The organism is Providencia sp. AGC89, assembly GCF_053543535.1.
Genome location: NZ_JBIXLP010000032.1, coordinates 1 through 21,966, shown reverse-complemented (window position 1 = coordinate 21,966; position 21,966 = coordinate 1). Strand labels below are relative to the sequence as shown.

Sequence of the window (21,966 nt, the reverse complement as noted above, 5' to 3'; positions counted from 1 at the left end):
GGGGTTACGCGCCCATTTCATCGAAAAGTCCAAAGTTTGCTCTTAGCCCTGTAATATCAAGGGCTACAGGCGATATCTTATACGGTAGCATTAACACTCGATGCTATTACATTGAAAAATTAAAATTTAGAAACCCTGCCGTCTAAGGATATATTAGTAAAACTTATTGCCGATATGAAAATTACGGTAAGGGCGTTATTACGAAAAAATGTTGAGCCGTATGAGCAATTAATTGATTTTATGTTGCAGTACCCAATACTGATTAATAGACCGATTGTTGTTACACCAGTAGGAACTAAGCTTTACCGACCTTCAGAAGTCGTTTTGGATATATTACCTCATTCGCAACAACGTGAATTTATCAAAGAAGATGGCGAGGTTATTGTTGATAAACAAGGCATCAGAGTAAAGTAAATCTCTGACGATATTTATCATGATGAGCGTACCGATGTATGGCATCAGTACGCTCATGTTAATCCGGTACTTGCTTAAGGTCGTTGATATTGGTATTTTAAAAAAAACATACTATTCATAGGAACAGCTGATCATATTATGCGCCTTACGCCACCCTGAGATACCTCCTTCCTTTTAGGTTGATACTAAATCAGCCAATTCCCACATCCCTTCTTTGGGATAATTTCGTTTATTTAAAATATAATCTCCCATCTTGGGATTGATAGATTACAAGGTAGTCTAATATGCTTTTGTCCTCCACTCGTCAGGACTGGCTGGGTAATATCCGTGGGGATGTCCTAGCCGGTATTGTTGTTGCTTTAGCGTTAATTCCTGAAGCTATCGCTTTTTCAATTATTGCCGGCGTCGACCCCAAAGTGGGGTTATACGCCGCATTTTCTATTGCGGTAATTATCGCTTTTATCGGGGGGCGCCCCGGCATGATTTCCTCCGCAACGGGTGCAATGGCACTTTTAATGGTCGTTCTGGTGAAAGAACATGGCCTTCAGTACCTATTAGCTGCGACGGTATTAACTGGGATATTTCAAGTTATCGCAGGATATTTAAAGCTCGGTAATTTAATGCGGTTTGTTTCACGCTCTGTCGTAACGGGGTTTGTTAATGCGTTAGCTATCTTGATTTTTTTAGCCCAACTTCCAGAGTTAACCCATGTAAGTTGGTATGTTTATGCGATGACCGCGGCAGGCTTAGGGATTATCTATCTGTTTCCATTAATCAATAAGACCATTCCTTCACCATTAGTGTGTATCGTTGTATTAACGGTAATTTCAATTAGTCTGGGTCTTGATATCCGCACAGTCGGTGATATGGGCGTTTTGCCTGACAGTTTACCCATCTTCCTTGTGCCTGATATTCCCTTGAATATCGAAACGCTACTGGTCATATTACCCTACTCACTAGCGCTTGCCGTTGTTGGCTTATTGGAATCGATGATGACCGCAACGATTGTGGATGATTTGACCGATACAACCAGTGATAAAAATCGAGAATGCAAAGGGCAAGGTATTGCGAATATTGCCACTGCCTTTATTGGCGGGATGGCAGGATGTGCGATGATTGGTCAATCCATCATCAATATTAAATCGGGTGGCCGAGGCCGATTATCTACGTTGGTTGCCGGTATTGTTTTATTGTTAATGGTGGTTTTTCTTAATGATTGGGTATCAAAAATTCCAATGGCGGCGTTAGTTGCTGTGATGATTATGGTGTCAATTGGAACCTTTTCTTGGCGCTCCCTTGCTGATATACGAGTTCATCCGCTATCAACCAGTGTCGTTATGATAGCCACCGTCATTGTTGTCGTTTGGACCCATAATCTGGCTTACGGGGTACTTGTCGGAGTGCTCATCACAGCGCTTAATTTTGCTAATAAAGTCGCGCGATACATGACAGTTACATCAAGCAGGGATAAAAAAGCACGCCATTATGAGGTTCGAGGACAAATTTTCTTTGCTACATCGGAACGCTTTGTTAATGCTTTTGATTTTAAAGAAGACATTGATAAAGCGATTATCGATATGGATCATGCTCATTTTTGGGATATCACCTCCGTCAGTGCGTTAGATAAAGTGGTGATTAAGTTTAGACGTGAAGGCATTGATGTTGAAATTAAAGGGATGAATGAAGCCACTGCAACATTGGTTGATAAATTTGGTATTCATGACGACCCGAAAAAAATTGAAAAATTCATGGGAGGTCATTAATTATGGCAGCAGATATCATTCAAAAAAATTGCGTAATTGGGTGTATTGACCGTTCGTCTTCGGCAATTGCCGTTTGTCAGGCCAGTGTCTGGATAGCCCAAACACTCGACCTACCACTGACACTGTTACACATGAATGAAAAAATCTCGACATCAGCACACCATGATTTAAGTGGGATCATAGGATTTGATACCCGAGAAACTTTATTGAATGAACTCGTGGATATTGAGGAAAAGCGAGCGCGTTTAACCCGTGAGGAAGGCCGACAATTATTGATGAGAGCAAAAAAAATCACTCAAGATTTAGGTCTTCATGATGTTAATACACTTCAGCGACAAGGAACGTTAGCCGAAGTACTAAATCAAGAAGATACGCATATTGTTGTACTCGGTCGTCGAGGCGAGCAATCTGAGTTAACGGGTCATATTGGCCGTCAACTCGAAGGCATTATTCGACTTCAAAAAAACTCAGTGCTTATCTGTAAGCGAAACTTTACCCCACCGAAAAAGATGATGATTGCATTTGATGGCAGTGAGGAAGGTGAACGAATCATTCATCGGTTAACACAAGTGAAATTATTAGCCGATAGTGATTGCTATCTGGTGATGTACGGTAACCAAGACTGTCAGCTCAAAAAAGCACAAAACCAACTTCATCAAGCCGGTATTCAGGTGAAAGCCAATTTACTTGAGGGTGACAATAGCATCGTTGATGAGTTGTGTAACTTTGCAGTACAACACCATATTGATTTGATCATCATGGGGGCTTTTGGTCATTCGCGATTGAGGCAATTTTTTACCGGAAGTCATACGACAGAGATGATACATAAAACGCCCGTGTCATTACTCATCATTCGTTAGTTTTTTCGTCTATAGTCATTATTACCAAGAGAGGTGACTCGCTTTCGTCACCTCTCTATCATAATAAGTGGCTACGATTTATCGACAATATGAATAAAATGAATGTGTTTTTCATATTGATCGAGGATATCATGAATAATCTGCGCTTCACTCCATCCCATAATATCGTAGTCTTGCCCACCTTCCTTTAAATAAACTTCAGCGCGGTAGTATTTCTGAGACTCATTATTTTCATCATCATCCATACCCACTAATGCAAAAGAAGGCGTCAGATAGTCCCGTAATCGTATTTCATAGAGAAAATTGAAGTTCTCACCAAATTGTACTTCAAGAGTCACCCTATCGTCTTTCTCATTATGGATAGCGGCCTCGGTCCCCTGCTTTTCCAACTCAGTGACAACAGATTGCATAGCAGGCTCAATCACTTCAGTCATGAAACGTTTAACCTGATTACGTTTAGGAAAGAAAGCTATTTTACGTAATCGACGCTCCCATGATAACCCCCCACGTCCGGTATTCGGTGCTAAGGTAGCGAGCTGTTGACTGTCTTTTTTATACACATCAATCCGTAAAGCTTTTAGCAATCCGACAATAGCAATCAATAAAATAATCGCAAAGGGGAGTGCGGTCGCTATCGTCATGGTTTGCAATGCCGTTAATCCGCCGGCCAGTAAAAGTGTGATTGCAACGGCCCCCATCAAAAAAGCCCAAAAGATACGTTGCCAAACAGGTGTATGTATTTCCCCCCCAGAGGCCAATGTATCGACAACCATCGCCCCAGAATCCGCAGATGTCACAAAAAAAACAATGACCATCAACATAGCGACAAAAGAAAGAACAGATGAAAACGGAAAGTAATTTAAAAATTCAAATAAGGCGAGAGCAACATCTTTTTGAACGACTTGCGCCAACATTTCTGCCCCATTATCACGGATCAAATGGATGGCACTATTTCCAAAAAAAGTCATCCAAAGCAGTGTAAACCCAGCAGGAACAAACAAAACACCTGTAACAAACTCACGAATAGTACGGCCTCGAGAGATCCTCGCAATAAACATGCCCACAAAAGGGGACCATGAAAGCCACCATCCCCAATACAATAATGTCCATCCCCCTAACCATTCACTCGATTGCGGCTCATAGGCATAAAGATTGAAGGTTTTATTGATGATATCTGAAAGATAAGCCCCGGTATTTTGGACAAAAGATTTAAGTAACAGTACTGTCGGGCCTAAAATCCCAATTAATAATAATAATAAACCCGCTAAACTGAGGTTGAGTTCAGAGAGAATTCGTATGCCTTTATCTAAACCACTGACGACTGATAACGTCGCTAATCCCGTGATCACCACGATCAAAATTACTTGCATCGTTGGACTGACAGGAAAACCAAATAAATGTGCTAATCCTGCGTTGACTTGCAAAACACCAAATCCAAGCGAAGTTGCAACGCCAAAAACGGTGCCAACAACAGCAAAAATATCAACGGCATGTCCCATTGGGCCATAGATACGTTCACCAATGATGGGATAGAGAGCTGAACGCAATGTAAGCGGTAAGCCATGTCGATAACTAAAAAAAGCGAGAATTAAGGCGACAATGGCATAAATCGCCCAAGCATGTAAGCCCCAATGGAAAAATGTAATTTCCATTGCTTCTCTTGCAGCTTGAACCGTTTGTGGGTCTCCAACGGGGGGAGCAAGATAGTGCATCACGGGTTCTGCGACCCCGAAAAACATCAGTCCAATGCCCATTCCAGCAGAAAACAACATAGCGAACCAGGAAAGATAACTAAATTGCGGTTGAGCATGATCTGGACCGAGTTTGATTTGGCCAAATCGAGAGAGCCCTAAATAGGCGACGGTCAATAAAATTAATGCGACGGCCAGAATATAAAACCAACTGGCATTCTCAAAAAGTTGAGCTTGTAGGGTTTTTAACAAAATTTCAGAACGTTGAGGAAAAATAGCGGCTACTGCAACGACACATAAAATAATAAAAGCGGAAACAAAGAAAACGGGCGGATTTATCTTCCCCCACGTTTGAGACTTTTGTGGTGATGATGACATTCAATCTCCCTTTTAATGCGTGCTCATGATTGTCATGAAGCTCGGTTTATGGTGATAAATATAAGTTATTGAATTAAAAAGTATCCAATCACTTGTTTATACTTAAATATCTCTCTCATGTCATTCCAAGCGGTATGACTATAAACTTGCTCAACGAATAGAGGGACATTTATTGTACTATTTTCATCAATTTTGATACTTTCGAAATAGTATGCCGCGAACAACCTATCAGGTTTTCTATTTGGCTATAGCTTTTTTTCTCCATTAGAAGGCCTTCAATTTTTTGGTGTAATATCTTATTGACCGGACGGCCTTTATACTTCCCTTCTTGTTTGGCTTTTTGCACTCCTTGCGCTTGACGACGCCGTCTATCTTCGTAATCCTTTCTTGCAACCGCTGCCAGCATGTCTAACATCATACTGTTAAGGGCTGCAAGCATTCGTTCTGTAAATTCATCGGTGCGACTCATAAACTGGTAACTGGTTGGCAGATCTAAAGAAACGACCTTTAACCCTTTATGTCCAATGAGATATTTTAATTTTTCCCAGTCATCGGTATTCAAGCGGCTAATTCTATCCACTTGTTCAACTAAAATAATATCTCCGGGCATGGCCACATTGAGTAAGCGAAAGAGTTCAGGTCGGTGAAGCTGAGCGCCTGACTCATTTTCTTCAAACCAGCAGGCAATTTGTAGCCCCATTCCTTCAGCAAATTTCAACAGTTCATTTTTTGCTCTTGACGCATCTTGATCATACGTAGAAGCACGTAGATATCCATAAATTCTTATATTTGTCTTCATCGGTGCACTATACATTGGTGTTGTTATGTCGGTGCATTATACATCTGTTTTTCATACTAACTACACTAGATTTCACTTAGTGTAGTTAAGGTAGACTTAAATTGCACCTTTATGTCGATTGAGCACATCACCCCATTATATGATGTCATCTATTTTTACTGGATAAAACATGACTACAATGAAAGAAATTAAATCAGGCCGTATTCAAATTTTGACTGAACAGGAAATTCATGAGCTCTATTCACGTCCAATATTTAATCAAATTGAGCGTGAAGAATACTTTTCATTAGATCCGAGTATGAAAAAAATCCTCACTAAAATGAGCAAAATTGAAACGAAAATATATTTAATTCTTCTGATCGGTTATTTCCGTGCTAAGCCTGTTATTGCTCAATTTAAGCTACGAGAGGTTAAACACGATGTTGACTACATTTATGCGACTCATTTTCCAAATAAAAAACCGAAATATCCCTTTATTGCTAAAAGTACTCGTGCAACATTGATCGCGAAAATGTATGAAATACTCGGTTTTTCGCGGCTATTAAAGCGAGATAAACAAGCTTTGATAGAGCGCTTAAATGATGTTGCAACAATCTGCACATATCCCAAATATATTTTTGATGAATGCCTCGCTTTTTTAGGTCAAAACAGAATAGGACTGGTTGGCTATTCCACTTTACAAAATATAATTACCACGGTTTTAGCTAATGAGAGGCAACGCACCGAGGTAATCCTTTCAAATAGCATGCCTCCAATAATACATAAAAAATTAAAGAAGATACTGCATACAAAAGGGGTATTAAATAGTCTATCTGGCCAACAAGGCGCAGCTAAAGACTTTACACCGACAGAGCTCGCAAGTGAAATTGAAACGCATAATACCATAAAAAGTGTTTATCCCGATGTAAAACGTCTCGTTGGTGAATTAGGTTTATCGTTAGGTAACTTAAGCTATTATGCATCGATTATTCGGCATCAATCGATTTATAAAATTCGCCGATTCCCCGAATGGCAAGGGATGTTATATTTGGTTTGTTATTTATTTTTTCGTTACCAAGAAACCAATGATAAATTGGTAACAGCTTTTTTGTATGTGACTCGGAAACAGAGGGAAGCGGCGAGTACTTCCGCTAAACTACGTATAGCGGAAGAGTTGGAAATTATTCGAGAAAAGTTAACGTATGCGGGTAATGTTTTACAACTCTTTGTTGATGAAACCATCAGTGACGATACCCAATTTGGTGATATTCGTCAAAATGCATTTGCAATGATTTCTAAAGATGAAATACAACTAATAAGCAAACATCTTAATAAAAATAACTTTGATAAAACCCATTATGAGTGGCTTTACATTGATACACAATACAGAAAAATTGCGAATACAATGAGGTCGCTTTTTCTCGCTATTGATATTGAGTGTGAACCTGGGTTGGAATTGCTGTCTTCTCAATTGTTAACAGCAAAGTCAGAACTTCAAAAAGATAAGCACATTTCTACCGTTGATCAGCAATTACTGCTAAAAAATGATAAACCTTTTCTCGTGATAGATGAAAAGGTTAATACACGGAGATTTGAATACTATTTATATCAAAAAGTGGCTCGAATGATTGAAAGTAACAATATTTACATCAACGAAAGCGCCAATAATAAGCGTTTAGACGATGATTTAATTTCAGCCATCGATTGGAAAAAAAGCCCCATTATTATTCAAAAAACAGGGTTAACTCGTCTCAATACGCCGATAGAACAAACGCTTTCGGAATTAACGCAAAAATTGAATGACCAAATGAAGCAGGTTGGACGTAATATTCATGATGGAGCGAATGATTTCGTGACACTTCAGCCACGATCAAACCAGTTAACATGGAAACTGGCGAATAAACGTTGGAAAGATGATCTTGATAACCCCATATACAACCAGCTCCAACATATGGGGATCATTGAAATTATGGACTATGTTCATCAAAACACAGGCTACTTAGATGCGTTTAAAAATATCGCATCAAAAAAGAAAAACACTAAGGCTAAAGAAGGCGATTTACTTGCCTGCATATTTGGAAATGGTTCAAACTATGGTGTTCACCATATGTCATCAATATCAGATCGTGCTATCGGTGTGCTTAGAGCCGTTAATGACGGCTATATTCGACCTGAAACAACGAGTGAAGCCAATGATATGATATCTAATGCTTTAGCAAAACTGCCGATTTTCAACTATTATATGATTAACGAAAGTGCCCCATTCGGGAGTATTGATGGCCAAAAACATGGTTGCCGAATCAATACATTTAAAGCCCGATTTTCAGCCAAATACTTCCGAAAAGGGAAAGGCGTATCCGCACTTACATTAGTTTCAAATCATGTACCAATCAACACGAAAGTGATTTCAGCCAACGAATATGAAGCGCATTACGCATTTGATTTACTGTATAATAATACCTGTGATATTCAACCCAAAACATTAGCCACGGACACGCATGGGGTTAATAACGTTAACTTTGCTATCCTTGACCTCTTTGGGTATCAATTCGCCCCTCGATATGCAAAATTTAAACACGTTTTTAATGAATTGTTTGAAATTGAGCTTGATGAAGTCGTTTCTCTGAAACTTAAAAAATCGCTCAATTTATCACTCATTCAGGAGGAGTGGGAAAATATTCAATGGATAATTTGTTCATTAAGCCGTAAAACGACAACACAAAGCACGGTGATTACTAAGCTTTCTAACAGTAAGAAAAACAATCGCACCTTAGCGGCTCTTCGTGAATATGACAGATTAATTAAGTGCTTATACGTTCTCGATTATGTTGATGACAAAATGCTCAGGCAGTTTGTCCAGCAAGCACTTAATCGGGGTGAGGCTTACCATCAATTACGGCGTGCAATCGCATCAATTAATGGTAATCAATTTAGAGGCGGCGATGATTACCAGATAGAACAATGGAATGATTGCGCTCGTATCATTGCTAACTGCATTATTTATTATAATTCCGCATTATTATCCAGTTTGATTGAAAAATTTGCGCGTGAAAATAATCAAGAAGCAGTAAATATGATAGCTGAGTTATCGCCTGTCGCATGGCAGCATATACAGTTGGCCGGTAATTACACCTTTGGCCTTAAAAAAGATAATATTGTTCTGGAAAGATTACTGGAAAATTTAGATCCTCTCATTTCAGAAGAATCATTAAGCTTAGCGGCATAGTCTATCAATAATATTAAAATGCACATCGTCTGTAGCCCTTGGTATCAAAGGGCTATGAGAAAACTTTGGACTTTTCGATGAAATGGGCGCACAACCCCTGTTGATTAATAAAACGGATATTTTGAATATAAGGTGATTTTTGGAAGGAAAGATTCGTTAAACCCATCCTCAATTCGTCCCTTAGTCTACCTTAAAATTTAGGAGCGCAAACAGCTTATCGCGTTCCCGTTCGTTAATACATTTCCCATTTTTATACAGCTTTGGAAATAACTTCTCCGGATGGGAATAAGTGGTTTTGATCGTTGGAGTACCATTTTCTCCGATTACCTGCTTAGCGTGTATATATTGATGAAGACGTTCAAGAGCAAGATCTTCGGTTCTAAAAAGCACATCAATACCGCCTACCGCAAGAGTAGCCTTAGCCTTTGCCAATCGATTAAACGACATTATATCGGATAAAGAATTCCCAGGTTCAAAATCGTCTTGATTGCCTTTTATTTTTAGTACCCCATTTGCATCTTCACACTCATAAAGCGAGGCAATACAAAGAGTTATAGGTGAATAACCTGGGGGAAGTCCTAATCGTTTGCCTTCATTAGCGGTATATTGGGCTAATTGAAATCGTTTATCCGCATACTGAGTATTTTCCGCTATTAAATCTGCAAAAGACTCGATAAACTGCAAACTTTTATCATATAGAAGCTCAGCACGTTCAGATTGGGCATGACGTTCATTCATGTAAACACTGAGCATTTTATCCAAAATTTCAGGCGGTTCAGCAATATTTTCTTTACCCACAAAATCGACAATTGACTCGTAGTTACCTTTAAATAGAGCAATCAAGTTATCTCGACTTAATACATTCACCTTATCCGTCGCTTTTTCCATTATGGCCAATAAAAATGAGAAACGATAATCTTTGGCAACCAGCTCTCTCAGCTGCCTTACACGCTCCTTCATAACTTTATTTTGTCCACTCTCTATTTTTTTATATTTTTCAATGTACTGGATGGTACAAATATCCATCAAAACAATCGGTCTTGTATCCATTGGTTGGGGTTTCCTTAATTTTTCCGAATTAAAATACGCATTTGGAACAACCAATCCAGTCTCATTCAATCGAATAACATGCGTTCGCAGCGAAATTTCGCCAAAACGCTCAAAATCATAGGGTATATTTTGTTGTCGAATATAATCATTAAGCCGCTGATCTATGTCCGAAAATTTATATTCAATTTCGTCATTATCCTGGTATGGTGAGTATCTATATCGTTGATACCAATCACAATCTTGAATTAAATTTGATGGACAGAGCACATTCAATAATTGTGAATTTTCGAAAATAAAATCACGATTAAAATAAATATCATACCCCATGTTTATCAAGGTGTGATACCACTGCAAAATAACCGTAAAAAATGCCACTCTTGACGTTAAGGCTAATTTGGGTAATTGCAGCACCCAACCTGGATACCGCCCATCATTTTTGACCGCTATCATCGCTGAAAACGTCCCATTGGCATTTTTGTGAAAGCTAAAACGCAGTTGTTTTGTCGTCAGTTCTTTCAAAAATTGCCTAAAATTCGAGTTAGAAAATGGCGTTTTTGAAACGTGTAGCTCCATCGCTTCTGCATAATGCAGCGGAAACAATGTCAAAAAGTTGGGGTGATCGATAATCGGTATATTCGATAAAGTTTGTTGTTGATGCTTTTTCGTCGTGGCCATCATAGTGCTAAATTGAGGATAACCTAACGATTTCGCTATGGCATTTAACACCTGATTTTTTATTGCAGGGTTATGCGAGTGAGGGCCATTGTCACAATCAAATGTTTGAGATAAATCAAACTCAGCAAAAGCACTAAGAATAGATTTTTGTAATAGATTAAATGGGTACACTTCACCATTAATCGGCGTGCGTTCAGATACAATCATGTTATCACCTAAAATTTAATTAGATTGGCATTTATCTTCCCAAAACGGCGCAGACCTACGCGTTTTGAAAACCAATGAATTAAAAAAAGGGTGATGGTTCAAAACTAAAAAAGAGAAGCCGAGCACGATGTGCTGATCTGCGGTCATTTCTCTATTATTAGAATAACCACAACATTTAGGATAAAGCAAGCCTTTTTTTAGTTCGACATTTCCTCTGGTGATCGGTCAGAGTAATTCGCTGTTTTTTTAACCATAGCCTCACATCGTAAATTCAGCTCCCGATTGCACATTTGCCGTCAATAACGGGGAAAACGCAATTTCCTTTCCTGCCTTGCGTATGGGGATGATGCCGAAAATACCACATCTAGTGACAATGAAGTTCAAATACCCCAATATGCGGCCAAAATAGGGAATTGCACACTCTAGCGGTAAAACGCAAATGGACTAAAATCCCCCAAGCACCCGAAAAACATCGACCGCACAGAATGGCCGCTACGATGAAAAAAGAACGTGAGTAAGGCAATGTGTTAGCTAAAAGAAAAAATCGCGTAAAATGGCGTAGAAGAGGAATTTGGCGGAGGGCAAAAAGTGACACGCTAGAGAAGTGTCACTCACAGAGGAAATGCATTCTTTAGAAAAAAGCGATAAATCAATCCGCTTACTGGGATCGGGGGGAATTTAAGAGCGTTAAGCAGCGTTCGAGAATAACGGGATTATTGAGAATAAGGATTTTTAATTGATTGCGCGTGCGGGTCATGTTTTGGAATAACATTTTTACAGCACTATAATAGGAATGACCAGAATAGGCTAAATCGCCATTATCATTATACCTAAACGCACTATCAATAATGACAGCTACCCAATCAAACTCTTGTCCAATAACACTATGAGATTTTTTATTTGAAGGATCTAAATATTTCTGATGCGTATTCCATCCATGAACAGGTGGCGTGAATTGCAATACTTCCCATCCTTTTGATTTTAAATTACGCATAAAAAATATCATATCGGAAATATTATCATAATATTCAAAACTTACATTACCAAAATTTAAAATAGGGTCATTTTTTTTATTATTAAAAAAACCGCGAATAAATGCCGCAATTTCTTTATTTGTTCTTATTTTTTCTGATAGCGAATACATAACCACGCCCGCCAGACATGATATTTTAGTCGGAATGTCATTTTTCGCTTCGGTACTGTCTAATGTTTGTAAATTATCATAAGAAAAAATACATTTACACGTTGATGTTTTTATTTTTTCTACAAAATCATTAAATTGATACAACCGGATACGTTGAATTTCATCAATAAAAATAACATCGTAGTCATTGACATTTACACTACCGATATTCTTTACATGCCAAATATTCCAGCCGTTTTGCATTAATGTGTTATGTCCTTCATTTAAATTACCACAATGAACAAGTAAAACTTTTTTTCCTAGAACAATTAAATATTTTGCAATATCATAGGTTAACAGAGTTTTTCCTGTACCAGCACCACCAATAACTGCCGTAAATTGATCCCCTGATGGGGCATTAAGTCTGGCAATCACCGCCCGTTTGATATCACTTTGTTGCCCTGTTAAAAAATACTGCCCGTCTAAAAATTTTTCAGTTGAATTGAAGGGTGAAACTAAATAATTCGAAGGATTAAATAATGAATCTATATTTTTAATATCACTCAAAATTTGACCTAATAGTATTCCTTGCAGGGGTTGTGCGCCCATTTCATCGAAAAGTCCAAAGTTTTCTCATAGCCCTTTGATACCAAGGGCTACAGACGATGTGCATTTTAATATTATTGATAGACTATGCCGCTAAGCTTAATGATTCTTCTGAAATGAGAGGATCTAAATTTTCCAGTAATCTTTCCAGAACAATATTATCTTTTTTAAGGCCAAAGGTGTAATTACCGGCCAACTGTATATGCTGCCATGCGACAGGCGATAACTCAGCTATCATATTTACTGCTTCTTGATTATTTTCACGCGCAAATTTTTCAATCAAACTGGATAATAATGCGGAATTATAATAAATAATGCAGTTAGCAATGATACGAGCGCAATCATTCCATTGTTCTATCTGGTAATCATCGCCGCCTCTAAATTGATTACCATTAATTGATGCGATTGCACGCCGTAATTGATGGTAAGCCTCACCCCGATTAAGTGCTTGCTGGACAAACTGCCTGAGCATTTTGTCATCAACATAATCGAGAACGTATAAGCACTTAATTAATCTGTCATATTCACGAAGAGCCGCTAAGGTGCGATTGTTTTTCTTACTGTTAGAAAGCTTAGTAATCACCGTGCTTTGTGTTGTCGTTTTACGGCTTAATGAACAAATTATCCATTGAATATTTTCCCACTCCTCCTGAATGAGTGATAAATTGAGCGATTTTTTAAGTTTCAGAGAAACGACTTCATCAAGCTCAATTTCAAACAATTCATTAAAAACGTGTTTAAATTTTGCATATCGAGGGGCGAATTGATACCCAAAGAGGTCAAGGATAGCAAAGTTAACGTTATTAACCCCATGCGTGTCCGTGGCTAATGTTTTGGGTTGAATATCACAGGTATTATTATACAGTAAATCAAATGCGTAATGCGCTTCATATTCGTTGGCTGAAATCACTTTCGTGTTGATTGGTACATGATTTGAAACTAATGTAAGTGCGGATACGCCTTTCCCTTTTCGGAAGTATTTGGCTGAAAATCGGGCTTTAAATGTATTGATTCGGCAACCATGTTTTTGGCCATCAATACTCCCGAATGGGGCACTTTCGTTAATCATATAATAGTTGAAAATCGGCAGTTTTGCTAAAGCATTAGATATCATATCATTGGCTTCACTCGTTGTTTCAGGTCGAATATAGCCGTCATTAACGGCTCTAAGCACACCGATAGCACGATCTGATATTGATGACATATGGTGAACACCATAGTTTGAACCATTTCCAAATATGCAGGCAAGTAAATCGCCTTCTTTAGCCTTAGTGTTTTTCTTTTTTGATGCGATATTTTTAAACGCATCTAAGTAGCCTGTGTTTTGATGAACATAGTCCATAATTTCAATGATCCCCATATGTTGGAGCTGGTTGTATATGGGGTTATCAAGATCATCTTTCCAACGTTTATTCGCCAGTTTCCATGTTAACTGGTTTGATCGTGGCTGAAGTGTCACGAAATCATTCGCTCCATCATGAATATTACGTCCAACCTGCTTCATTTGGTCATTCAATTTTTGCGTTAATTCCGAAAGCGTTTGTTCTATCGGCGTATTGAGACGAGTTAACCCTGTTTTTTGAATAATAATGGGGCTTTTTTTCCAATCGATGGCTGAAATTAAATCATCGTCTAAACGCTTATTATTGGCGCTTTCGTTGATGTAAATATTGTTACTTTCAATCATTCGAGCCACTTTTTGATATAAATAGTATTCAAATCTCCGTGTATTAACCTTTTCATCTATCACGAGAAAAGGTTTATCATTTTTTAGCAGTAATTGCTGATCAACGGTAGAAATGTGCTTATCTTTTTGAAGTTCTGACTTTGCTGTTAACAATTGAGAAGACAGCAATTCCAACCCAGGTTCACACTCAATATCAATAGCGAGAAAAAGCGACCTCATTGTATTCGCAATTTTTCTGTATTGTGTATCAATGTAAAGCCACTCATAATGGGTTTTATCAAAGTTATTTTTATTAAGATGTTTGCTTATTAGTTGTATTTCATCTTTAGAAATCATTGCAAATGCATTTTGACGAATATCACCAAATTGGGTATCGTCACTGATGGTTTCATCAACAAAGAGTTGTAAAACATTACCCGCATACGTTAACTTTTCTCGAATAATTTCCAACTCTTCCGCTATACGTAGTTTAGCGGAAGTACTCGCCGCTTCCCTCTGTTTCCGAGTCACATACAAAAAAGCTGTTACCAATTTATCATTGGTTTCTTGGTAACGAAAAAATAAATAACAAACCAAATATAACATCCCTTGCCATTCGGGGAATCGGCGAATTTTATAAATCGATTGATGCCGAATAATCGATGCATAATAGCTTAAGTTACCTAACGATAAACCTAATTCACCAACGAGACGTTTTACATCGGGATAAACACTTTTTATGGTATTATGCGTTTCAATTTCACTTGCGAGCTCTGTCGGTGTAAAGTCTTTAGCTGCGCCTTGTTGGCCAGATAGACTATTTAATACCCCTTTTGTATGCAGTATCTTCTTTAATTTTTTATGTATTATTGGAGGCATGCTATTTGAAAGGATTACCTCGGTGCGTTGCCTCTCATTAGCTAAAACCGTGGTAATTATATTTTGTAAAGTGGAATAGCCAACCAGTCCTATTCTGTTTTGACCTAAAAAAGCGAGGCATTCATCAAAAATATATTTGGGATATGTGCAGATTGTTGCAACATCATTTAAGCGCTCTATCAAAGCTTGTTTATCTCGCTTTAATAGCCGCGAAAAACCGAGTATTTCATACATTTTCGCGATCAATGTTGCACGAGTACTTTTAGCAATAAAGGGATATTTCGGTTTTTTATTTGGAAAATGAGTCGCATAAATGTAGTCAACATCGTGTTTAACCTCTCGTAGCTTAAATTGAGCAATAACAGGCTTAGCACGGAAATAACCGATCAGAAGAATTAAATATATTTTCGTTTCAATTTTGCTCATTTTAGTGAGGATTTTTTTCATACTCGGATCTAATGAAAAGTATTCTTCACGCTCAATTTGATTAAATATTGGACGTGAATAGAGCTCATGAATTTCCTGTTCAGTCAAAATTTGAATACGGCCTGATTTAATTTCTTTCATTGTAGTCATGTTTTATCCAGTAAAAATAGATGACATCATATAATGGGGTGATGTGCTCAATCGACATAAAGGTGCAATTTAAGTCTACCTTAACTACACTAAGTGAAATCTAGTGTAGTTAGTATGAAAAACAGATGTATAATGCACCGACATAACAACACCAATGTATAGTGCACCGATGAAGACAAATATAAGAATTTATGGATATCTACGTGCTTCTACGTATGATCAAGATGCGTCAAGAGCAAAAAATGAACTGTTGAAATTTGCTGAAGGAATGGGGCTACAAATTGCCTGCTGGTTTGAAGAAAATGAGTCAGGCGCTCAGCTTCACCGACCTGAACTCTTTCGCTTACTCAATGTGGCCATGCCCGGAGATATTATTTTAGTTGAACAAGTGGATAGAATTAGCCGCTTGAATACCGATGACTGGGAAAAATTAAAATATCTCATTGGACATAAAGGGTTAAAGGTCGTTTCTTTAGATCTGCCAACCAGTTACCAGTTTATGAGTCGCACCGATGAATTTACAGAACGAATGCTTGCAGCCCTTAACAGTATGATGTTAGACATGCTGGCAGCGGTTGCAAGAAAGGATTACGAAGATAGACGGCGTCGTCAAGCGCAAGGAGTGCAAAAAGCCAAACAAGAAGGGAAGTATAAAGGCCGTCCGGTCAATAAGATATTACACCAAAAAATTGAAGGCCTTCTAATGGAGAAAAAAAGCTATAGCCAAATAGAAAACCTGATAGGTTGTTCGCGGCATACTATTTCGAAAGTATCAAAATTGATGAAAATAGTACAATAAATGTCCCTCTATTCGTTGAGCAAGTTTATAGTCATACCGCTTGGAATGACATGAGAGAGATATTTAAGTATAAACAAGTGATTGGATACTTTTTAATTCAATAACTTATATTTATCACCATAAACCGAGCTTCATGACAATCATGAGCACGCATTAAAAGGGAGATTGAATGTCATCATCACCACAAAAGTCTCAAACGTGGGGGAAGATAAATCCGCCCGTTTTCTTTGTTTCCGCTTTTATTATTTTATGTGTCGTTGCAGTAGCCGCTATTTTTCCTCAACGTTCTGAAATTTTGTTAAAAACCCTACAAGCTCAACTTTTTGAGAATGCCAGTTGGTTTTATATTCTGGCCGTCGCATTAATTTTATTGACCGTCGCCTATTTAGGGCTCTCTCGATTTGGCCAAATCAAACTCGGTCCAGATCATGCTCAACCGCAATTTAGTTATCTTTCCTGGTTCGCTATGTTGTTTTCTGCTGGAATGGGCATTGGACTGATGTTTTTCGGGGTCGCAGAACCCGTGATGCACTATCTTGCTCCCCCCGTTGGAGACCCACAAACGGTTCAAGCTGCAAGAGAAGCAATGGAAATTACATTTTTCCATTGGGGCTTACATGCTTGGGCGATTTATGCCATTGTCGCCTTAATTCTCGCTTTTTTTAGTTATCGACATGGCTTACCGCTTACATTGCGTTCAGCTCTCTATCCCATCATTGGTGAACGTATCTATGGCCCAATGGGACATGCCGTTGATATTTTTGCTGTTGTTGGCACCGTTTTTGGCGTTGCAACTTCGCTTGGATTTGGTGTTTTGCAAGTCAACGCAGGATTAGCACATTTATTTGGTTTTCCTGTCAGTCCAACGATGCAAGTAATTTTGATCGTGGTGATCACGGGATTAGCGACGTTATCAGTCGTCAGTGGTTTAGATAAAGGCATACGAATTCTCTCTGAACTCAACCTCAGTTTAGCGGGTTTATTATTATTATTAATTGGGATTTTAGGCCCGACAGTACTGTTACTTAAATCTTTTGTCCAAAATACCGGGGCTTATCTTTCAGATATCATCAATAAAACCTTCAATCTTTATGCCTATGAGCCGCAATCGAGTGAATGGTTAGGGGGATGGACATTATTGTATTGGGGATGGTGGCTTTCATGGTCCCCTTTTGTGGGCATGTTTATTGCGAGGATCTCTCGAGGCCGTACTATTCGTGAGTTTGTTACAGGTGTTTTGTTTGTTCCTGCTGGGTTTACACTGCTTTGGATGACTTTTTTTGGAAATAGTGCCATCCATTTGATCCGTGATAATGGGGCAGAAATGTTGGCGCAAGTCGTTCAAAAAGATGTTGCTCTCGCCTTATTTGAATTTTTAAATTACTTTCCGTTTTCATCTGTTCTTTCTTTTGTCGCTATGTTGATGGTCATTGTTTTTTTTGTGACATCTGCGGATTCTGGGGCGATGGTTGTCGATACATTGGCCTCTGGGGGGGAAATACATACACCTGTTTGGCAACGTATCTTTTGGGCTTTTTTGATGGGGGCCGTTGCAATCACACTTTTACTGGCCGGCGGATTAACGGCATTGCAAACCATGACGATAGCGACCGCACTCCCCTTTGCGATTATTTTATTGATTGCTATTGTCGGATTGCTAAAAGCTTTACGGATTGATGTGTATAAAAAAGACAGTCAACAGCTCGCTACCTTAGCACCGAATACCGGACGTGGGGGGTTATCATGGGAGCGTCGATTACGTAAAATAGCTTTCTTTCCTAAACGTAATCAGGTTAAACGTTTCATGACTGAAGTGATTGAGCCTGCTATGCAATCTGTTGTCACTGAGTTGGAAAAGCAGGGGACCGAGGCCGCTATCCATAATGAGAAAGACGATAGGGTGACTCTTGAAGTACAATTTGGTGAGAACTTCAATTTTCTCTATGAAATACGATTACGGGACTATCTGACGCCTTCTTTTGCATTAGTGGGTATGGATGATGATGAAAATAATGAGTCTCAGAAATACTACCGCGCTGAAGTTTATTTAAAGGAAGGTGGGCAAGACTACGATATTATGGGATGGAGTGAAGCGCAGATTATTCATGATATCCTCGATCAATATGAAAAACACATTCATTTTATTCATATTGTCGATAAATCGTAGCCACTTATTATGATAGAGAGGTGACGAAAGCGAGTCACCTCTCTTGGTAATAATGACTATAGACGAAAAAACTAACGAATGATGAGTAATGACACGGGCGTTTTATGTATCATCTCTGTCGTATGACTTCCGGTAAAAAATTGCCTCAATCGCGAATGACCAAAAGCCCCCATGATGATCAAATCAATATGGTGTTGTACTGCAAAGTTACACAACTCATCAACGATGCTATTGTCACCCTCAAGTAAATTGGCTTTCACCTGAATACCGGCTTGATGAAGTTGGTTTTGTGCTTTTTTGAGCTGACAGTCTTGGTTACCGTACATCACCAGATAGCAATCACTATCGGCTAATAATTTCACTTGTGTTAACCGATGAATGATTCGTTCACCTTCCTCACTGCCATCAAATGCAATCATCATCTTTTTCGGTGGGGTAAAGTTTCGCTTACAGATAAGCACTGAGTTTTTTTGAAGTCGAATAATGCCTTCGAGTTGACGGCCAATATGACCCGTTAACTCAGATTGCTCGCCTCGACGACCGAGTACAACAATATGCGTATCTTCTTGATTTAGTACTTCGGCTAACGTTCCTTGTCGCTGAAGTGTATTAACATCATGAAGACCTAAATCTTGAGTGATTTTTTTTGCTCTCATCAATAATTGTCGGCCTTCCTCACGGGTTAAACGCGCTCGCTTTTCCTCAATATCCACGAGTTCATTCAATAAAGTTTCTCGGGTATCAAATCCTATGATCCCACTTAAATCATGGTGTGCTGATGTCGAGATTTTTTCATTCATGTGTAACAGTGTCAGTGGTAGGTCGAGTGTTTGGGCTATCCAGACACTGGCCTGACAAACGGCAATTGCCGAAGACGAACGGTCAATACACCCAATTACGCAATTTTTTTGAATGATATCTGCTGCCATAATTAATGACCTCCCATGAATTTTTCAATTTTTTTCGGGTCGTCATGAATACCAAATTTATCAACCAATGTTGCAGTGGCTTCATTCATCCCTTTAATTTCAACATCAATGCCTTCACGTCTAAACTTAATCACCACTTTATCTAACGCACTGACGGAGGTGATATCCCAAAAATGAGCATGATCCATATCGATAATCGCTTTATCAATGTCTTCTTTAAAATCAAAAGCATTAACAAAGCGTTCCGATGTAGCAAAGAAAATTTGTCCTCGAACCTCATAATGGCGTGCTTTTTTATCCCTGCTTGATGTAACTGTCATGTATCGCGCGACTTTATTAGCAAAATTAAGCGCTGTGATGAGCACTCCGACAAGTACCCCGTAAGCCAGATTATGGGTCCAAACGACAACAATGACGGTGGCTATCATAACGACACTGGTTGATAGCGGATGAACTCGTATATCAGCAAGGGAGCGCCAAGAAAAGGTTCCAATTGACACCATAATCATCACAGCAACTAACGCCGCCATTGGAATTTTTGATACCCAATCATTAAGAAAAACCACCATTAACAATAAAACAATACCGGCAACCAACGTAGATAATCGGCCTCGGCCACCCGATTTAATATTGATGATGGATTGACCAATCATCGCACATCCTGCCATCCCGCCAATAAAGGCAGTGGCAATATTCGCAATACCTTGCCCTTTGCATTCTCGATTTTTATCACTGGTTGTATCGGTCAAATCATCCACAATCGTTGCGGTCATCATCGATTCCAATAAGCCAACAACGGCAAGCGCTAGTGAGTAGGGTAATATGACCAGTAGCGTTTCGATATTCAAGGGAATATCAGGCACAAGGAAGATGGGTAAACTGTCAGGCAAAACGCCCATATCACCGACTGTGCGGATATCAAGACCCAGACTAATTGAAATTACCGTTAATACAACGATACACACTAATGGTGAAGGAATGGTCTTATTGATTAATGGAAACAGATAGATAATCCCTAAGCCTGCCGCGGTCATCGCATAAACATACCAACTTACATGGGTTAACTCTGGAAGTTGGGCTAAAAAAATCAAGATAGCTAACGCATTAACAAACCCCGTTACGACAGAGCGTGAAACAAACCGCATTAAATTACCGAGCTTTAAATATCCTGCGATAACTTGAAATATCCCAGTTAATACCGTCGCAGCTAATAGGTACTGAAGGCCATGTTCTTTCACCAGAACGACCATTAAAAGTGCCATTGCACCCGTTGCGGAGGAAATCATGCCGGGGCGCCCCCCGATAAAAGCGATAATTACCGCAATAGAAAATGCGGCGTATAACCCCACTTTGGGGTCGACGCCGGCAATAATTGAAAAAGCGATAGCTTCAGGAATTAACGCTAAAGCAACAACAATACCGGCTAGGACATCCCCACGGATATTACCCAGCCAGTCCTGACGAGTGGAGGACAAAAGCATATTAGACTACCTTGTAATCTATCAATCCCAAGATGGGAGATTATATTTTAAATAAACGAAATTATCCCAAAGAAGGGATGTGGGAATTGGCTGATTTAGTATCAACCTAAAAGGAAGGAGGTATCTCAGGGTGGCGTAAGGCGCATAATATGATCAGCTGTTCCTATGAATAGTATGTTTTTTTTAAAATACCAATATCAACGACCTTAAGCAAGTACCGGATTAACATGAGCGTACTGATGCCATACATCGGTACGCTCATCATGATAAATATCGTCAGAGATTTACTTTACTCTGATGCCTTGTTTATCAACAATAACCTCGCCATCTTCTTTGATAAATTCACGTTGTTGCGAATGAGGTAATATATCCAAAACGACTTCTGAAGGTCGGTAAAGCTTAGTTCCTACTGGTGTAACAACAATCGGTCTATTAATCAGTATTGGGTACTGCAACATAAAATCAATTAATTGCTCATACGGCTCAACATTTTTTCGTAATAACGCCCTTACCGTAATTTTCATATCGGCAATAAGTTTTACTAATATATCCTTAGACGGCAGGGTTTCTAAATTTTAATTTTTCAATGTAATAGCATCGAGTGTTAATGCTACCGTATAAGATATCGCCTGTAGCCCTTGATATTACAGGGCTAAGAGCAAACTTTGGACTTTTCGATGAAATGGGCGCGTAACCCC

12 protein-coding genes and 2 pseudogenes are annotated in these 21,966 nt (G+C 38.9%); 6 read left to right on the top strand and 8 right to left on the bottom strand.

Annotated elements, in window-relative coordinates; all coding sequences use genetic code 11:
- Positions 1-126: 126 nt before the first annotated feature.
- From ACIPUA_RS07035 to ACIPUA_RS07025, 3 genes and pseudogenes are all read left to right on the top strand, one after another.
- A pseudogene (locus tag ACIPUA_RS07035) lies at positions 127-414 on the top strand (ArsC/Spx/MgsR family protein); the annotation flags it as partial.
- Positions 415-698: 284 nt separating this feature from the next.
- Positions 699-2,177, top strand: coding sequence for a SulP family inorganic anion transporter (locus tag ACIPUA_RS07030; RefSeq protein WP_283126848.1), 1,479 nt, complete (start codon positions 699-701; stop codon positions 2,175-2,177).
- A gap of 2 nt (positions 2,178-2,179) precedes the next feature.
- Positions 2,180-3,037 (top strand): universal stress protein, encoded by an 858-nt coding sequence (locus ACIPUA_RS07025; protein ID WP_071548921.1) that lies wholly within the window; start codon positions 2,180-2,182, stop codon positions 3,035-3,037.
- A gap of 71 nt (positions 3,038-3,108) precedes the next feature.
- Here the strand turns inward: ACIPUA_RS07025 and ACIPUA_RS07020 are convergent, their stop codons facing one another.
- Positions 3,109-5,106 (bottom strand): BCCT family transporter, encoded by a 1,998-nt coding sequence (locus ACIPUA_RS07020; RefSeq protein WP_071548920.1) that lies wholly within the window; start codon positions 5,104-5,106, stop codon positions 3,109-3,111.
- Between the two features lie 169 nt (positions 5,107-5,275).
- The gene (locus ACIPUA_RS07015; protein ID WP_172412282.1) at positions 5,276-5,905 is read right to left on the bottom strand and encodes a recombinase family protein; all 630 of its coding nucleotides are present in this window, start codon (positions 5,903-5,905) and stop codon (positions 5,276-5,278) included.
- A gap of 169 nt (positions 5,906-6,074) precedes the next feature.
- Here ACIPUA_RS07015 and ACIPUA_RS07010 point away from each other — a divergent pair, with 169 nt between their 5' ends.
- Positions 6,075-9,110, top strand: a complete 3,036-nt coding sequence (locus ACIPUA_RS07010) for a Tn3 family transposase (protein ID WP_071548919.1) — start codon at positions 6,075-6,077, stop codon at positions 9,108-9,110.
- Positions 9,111-9,290: 180 nt separating this feature from the next.
- Here ACIPUA_RS07010 and ACIPUA_RS07005 read toward each other — a convergent pair whose 3' ends face one another.
- The 3 genes from ACIPUA_RS07005 to ACIPUA_RS06995 all read right to left on the bottom strand — a co-directional run bounded on the left by ACIPUA_RS07005 (position 9,291) and on the right by ACIPUA_RS06995 (position 15,892).
- On the bottom strand, positions 9,291-11,042 hold the full coding sequence (locus ACIPUA_RS07005) for a hypothetical protein (protein WP_449059490.1): 1,752 nt from the start codon (positions 11,040-11,042) through the stop codon (positions 9,291-9,293).
- 658 nt (positions 11,043-11,700) lie between these two features.
- Positions 11,701-12,774, bottom strand: a complete 1,074-nt coding sequence (locus ACIPUA_RS07000; RefSeq protein ID WP_449059489.1) for an ATP-binding protein — start codon at positions 12,772-12,774, stop codon at positions 11,701-11,703.
- Between the two features lie 82 nt (positions 12,775-12,856).
- Positions 12,857-15,892: a Tn3 family transposase gene (locus tag ACIPUA_RS06995; RefSeq protein WP_071548919.1), complete on the bottom strand. Its 3,036-nt coding sequence runs from the start codon at positions 15,890-15,892 to the stop codon at positions 12,857-12,859.
- A 169-nt stretch (positions 15,893-16,061) separates the two neighbouring features.
- Here ACIPUA_RS06995 and ACIPUA_RS06990 point away from each other — a divergent pair, with 169 nt between their 5' ends.
- Positions 16,062-16,691: a recombinase family protein gene (locus tag ACIPUA_RS06990; RefSeq protein ID WP_172412282.1), complete on the top strand. Its 630-nt coding sequence runs from the start codon at positions 16,062-16,064 to the stop codon at positions 16,689-16,691.
- Positions 16,692-16,860: 169 nt separating this feature from the next.
- The gene (locus ACIPUA_RS06985) at positions 16,861-18,858 is read left to right on the top strand and encodes a BCCT family transporter (RefSeq protein WP_071548920.1); all 1,998 of its coding nucleotides are present in this window, start codon (positions 16,861-16,863) and stop codon (positions 18,856-18,858) included.
- Positions 18,859-18,929: 71 nt separating this feature from the next.
- Here the strand turns inward: ACIPUA_RS06985 and ACIPUA_RS06980 are convergent, their stop codons facing one another.
- The 3 genes and pseudogenes from ACIPUA_RS06980 to ACIPUA_RS06970 all read right to left on the bottom strand — a co-directional run.
- A complete protein-coding gene (locus ACIPUA_RS06980) occupies positions 18,930-19,787 on the bottom strand; it encodes a universal stress protein (protein WP_071548921.1) in 858 nt (285 codons plus the stop codon).
- Positions 19,788-19,789: 2 nt separating this feature from the next.
- A complete protein-coding gene (locus ACIPUA_RS06975; RefSeq protein ID WP_283126848.1) occupies positions 19,790-21,268 on the bottom strand; it encodes a SulP family inorganic anion transporter in 1,479 nt (492 codons plus the stop codon).
- 284 nt (positions 21,269-21,552) lie between these two features.
- A pseudogene (locus ACIPUA_RS06970) lies at positions 21,553-21,840 on the bottom strand (ArsC/Spx/MgsR family protein); the annotation flags it as partial.
- Between the last annotated feature and the right edge of the window lie 126 nt (positions 21,841-21,966).

Excerpts from the sequence above, each read along its gene's own strand:
- ACIPUA_RS07000 (WP_449059489.1), bottom strand. The coding sequence starts at position 12,774 with ATGGGCGCACAACCCCTGCAAGGAATACTATTAGGTCAAATTTTGAGT.
- ACIPUA_RS07030 (WP_283126848.1), top strand. The coding sequence starts at position 699 with ATGCTTTTGTCCTCCACTCGTCAGGACTGGCTGGGTAATATCCGTGGG.
- ACIPUA_RS06995 (WP_071548919.1), bottom strand. The coding sequence starts at position 15,892 with ATGACTACAATGAAAGAAATTAAATCAGGCCGTATTCAAATTTTGACT.
- ACIPUA_RS07005 (WP_449059490.1), bottom strand. The coding sequence starts at position 11,042 with ATGATTGTATCTGAACGCACGCCGATTAATGGTGAAGTGTACCCATTT.
- ACIPUA_RS07020 (WP_071548920.1), bottom strand. The coding sequence starts at position 5,106 with ATGTCATCATCACCACAAAAGTCTCAAACGTGGGGGAAGATAAATCCG.
- ACIPUA_RS07025 (WP_071548921.1), top strand. The coding sequence starts at position 2,180 with ATGGCAGCAGATATCATTCAAAAAAATTGCGTAATTGGGTGTATTGAC.
- ACIPUA_RS06975 (WP_283126848.1), bottom strand. The coding sequence starts at position 21,268 with ATGCTTTTGTCCTCCACTCGTCAGGACTGGCTGGGTAATATCCGTGGG.
- ACIPUA_RS07010 (WP_071548919.1), top strand. The coding sequence starts at position 6,075 with ATGACTACAATGAAAGAAATTAAATCAGGCCGTATTCAAATTTTGACT.
- ACIPUA_RS06990 (WP_172412282.1), top strand. The coding sequence starts at position 16,062 with ATGAAGACAAATATAAGAATTTATGGATATCTACGTGCTTCTACGTAT.
- ACIPUA_RS07015 (WP_172412282.1), bottom strand. The coding sequence starts at position 5,905 with ATGAAGACAAATATAAGAATTTATGGATATCTACGTGCTTCTACGTAT.
- ACIPUA_RS06980 (WP_071548921.1), bottom strand. The coding sequence starts at position 19,787 with ATGGCAGCAGATATCATTCAAAAAAATTGCGTAATTGGGTGTATTGAC.
- ACIPUA_RS06985 (WP_071548920.1), top strand. The coding sequence starts at position 16,861 with ATGTCATCATCACCACAAAAGTCTCAAACGTGGGGGAAGATAAATCCG.